Annotated in this window: 1 tRNA gene and 2 rRNA genes (1 of these 3 cut by a window edge); all 3 read left to right on the top strand. The window is 55.8% G+C overall.

Annotation, left to right across the window (positions count from 1 at the left end):
* Nucleotides 1–2,147 (top strand): 23S ribosomal RNA (locus SSA02_RS12580) (it extends 594 nt beyond the left edge of the window).
* Nucleotides 2,148–2,263: 116 nt separating this feature from the next.
* Nucleotides 2,264–2,378, top strand: a 5S ribosomal RNA gene (rrf, locus tag SSA02_RS12575).
* Nucleotides 2,379–2,416: 38 nt separating this feature from the next.
* Nucleotides 2,417–2,493, top strand: a tRNA-Met gene (locus SSA02_RS12570).
* The last annotated feature ends 7 nt before the right edge of the window (nucleotides 2,494–2,500 follow it).

Below are 2,500 nucleotides of genomic sequence, written 5' to 3'. Positions count from 1 at the left end.
GTAGGTGTAGGCGTAGCGAAAGCGAGTCTGAACAGGGCGCATGAGTTGCTGGCAGAAGACCCGAAACCGAGTGATCTAGCCATGGCCAGGCTGAAGGTGCGGTAACACGCACTGGAGGGCCGAACCCACGCCTGTTGAAAAAGTCGGGGATGAGCTGTGGCTAGGGGTGAAAGGCCAATCAAACTCGGAGATAGCTGGTTCTCCGCGAAATCTATTGAGGTAGATCGTCACGTATTGCCCTCGGGGGTAGAGCACTGGATGGGCTAGGGGGACCCAAAGTCTTACCAAACCTAACCAAACTCCGAATACCGAGGAGTATGAGCGTGGCAGACAGACAGTGGGTGCTAAGGTCCATTGTCGAGAGGGAAACAGCCCAGACCACCAGCTAAGGCCCCCAAATCGTGGCTAAGTGGGAAAGGATGTGGGGATTCCAAAACAACCAGGAGGTTGGCTTAGAAGCAGCCATCCTTTAAAGAAAGCGTAATAGCTCACTGGTCTAATAGAAACCCTGCGCCGAAAATGTAACGGGGCTCAAGCCACGTGCCGAAGCTGTGGGTGCATATCCTTGATATGCGCGGTAGCGGAGCGTTCCGTAGGTCTGCGAAGGAGACGGGGTGACCCTCTCTGGAGATATCGGAAGTGCGAATGCTGACATGAGTAGCGACAAACAGTGCGAGAAACACTGTCGCCGAAAGTCCAAGGGTTCCTGCGCAAGGTTAATCCACGCAGGGTGAGCCGGCCCCTAAGGCGAGGGCGAAAGCCGTAGTCGATGGGAACCAGTTGAATATTACTGGGCCTGCCAGAAGTGACGAATGCGATATGTTGTCTGGTCTTATTGGATTGACCAGGCTTTTGGAGCATTCCAGGAAACAGCTCTGGCATATAGACCGTACCCGAAACCGACACAGGTGGACTGGTAGAGAATACCAAGGCGCTTGAGAGAACGATGCTGAAGGAACTAGGCAAATTGCTCGTGTAACTTCGGGATAAGCGAGACCCGTCCGTGGGCAACCACAGGCGGGTGGCACAGACCAGGGGGTAGCGACTGTTTAGTAAAAACACAGGGCTGTGCGAAGTCGAGAGACGACGTATACGGCCTGACGCCTGCCCGGTGCCGGAAGGTTAAGAGGAGATGTGCAAGCATTGAATTGAAGCCCCGGTAAACGGCGGCCGTAACTATAACGGTCCTAAGGTAGCGAAATTCCTTGTCGGGTAAGTTCCGACCTGCACGAATGGCGTAACGACTTCCCCACTGTCTCCAGCATCGGCTCAGCGAAATTGAATTCCCCGTGAAGATGCGGGGTACCCGCGGTCAGACGGAAAGACCCTATGAACCTTTACTGCAGCTTTGCAGTGGCATCAGAGACATTCTGTGTAGGATAGGTGGGAGGCTTTGAACCCGGGACGCCAGTACCGGTGGAGCCGTCCTTGAAATACCACCCTGAATTTTTCTGATGTCTAACCGAGACCAGTCTAGCCTGGTCCGGGACCCTGCATGGTGGGCAGTTTGACTGGGGCGGTCGCCTCCCAAAGTGTAACGGAGGCGCGCGATGGTGGGCTCAGGTCGGTCGGAAACCGACTGTCGAGTGCAATGGCATAAGCCCGCCTGACTGTGAGAGTGACAGCTCGAACAGAGACGAAAGTCGGCCATAGTGATCCGGTGGTCCCACGTGGACGGGCCATCGCTCAACGGATAAAAGGTACTCTAGGGATAACAGGCTGATCTCCCCCAAGAGTCCACATCGACGGGGAGGTTTGGCACCTCGATGTCGGCTCATCACATCCTGGGGCTGGAGCAGGTCCCAAGGGTTCGGCTGTTCGCCGATTAAAGTGGTACGTGAGCTGGGTTTAGAACGTCGTGAGACAGTTCGGTCCCTATCTGCCGTGGGTGTATGAGACTTGAGAGGATTTGTCCCTAGTACGAGAGGACCGGGATGAACATACCTCTGGTGTACCGGTTGTCGCGCCAGCGGCACAGCCGGGTAGCTAAGTATGGACGGGATAACCGCTGAAAGCATCTAAGCGGGAAACCCACCTCAAAACGAGGTCTCACAGGGCCGTGAAAGACCATCACGTCAATAGGCCGGGTGTGGAAGCGTGGTAACACGTGAAGCTAACCGGTCCTAATCGCCCATATCGCTCACACAACGCTCTGTTAAACAGAGCATACACATGCATAGCAATCATCCACGCAATCACACTCATCATACACAAAACACCAACCTCCCACACCGACACACCACAGGTCGGGTGGATCAGAAGACCTGGTGGCTATGGCGGGAGACTTCCACCCGATCCCATCCCGAACTCGGCCGTGAAACGCCCCAGCGCCTATGATACTGCATCTCAAGATGCGGAAAAGTCGGTCGCCGCCAGGTCCCCTGATCCACCCCACAACAACACACACCACCACCCCCGCGGGGTGGAGCAGCCCGGTAGCTCGTCAGGCTCATAACCTGAAGGCCGCAGGTTCAAATCCTGCCCCCGCAACCAGTCCCCA

Source organism: Swaminathania salitolerans (assembly GCF_007988945.1).
Classification (GTDB): Bacteria; Pseudomonadota; Alphaproteobacteria; order Acetobacterales; family Acetobacteraceae; genus Swaminathania; species Swaminathania salitolerans.
The sequence above is the reverse complement of the archived record's forward strand: the minus strand, read 5'-3'. Positions and strand labels throughout refer to the sequence as shown.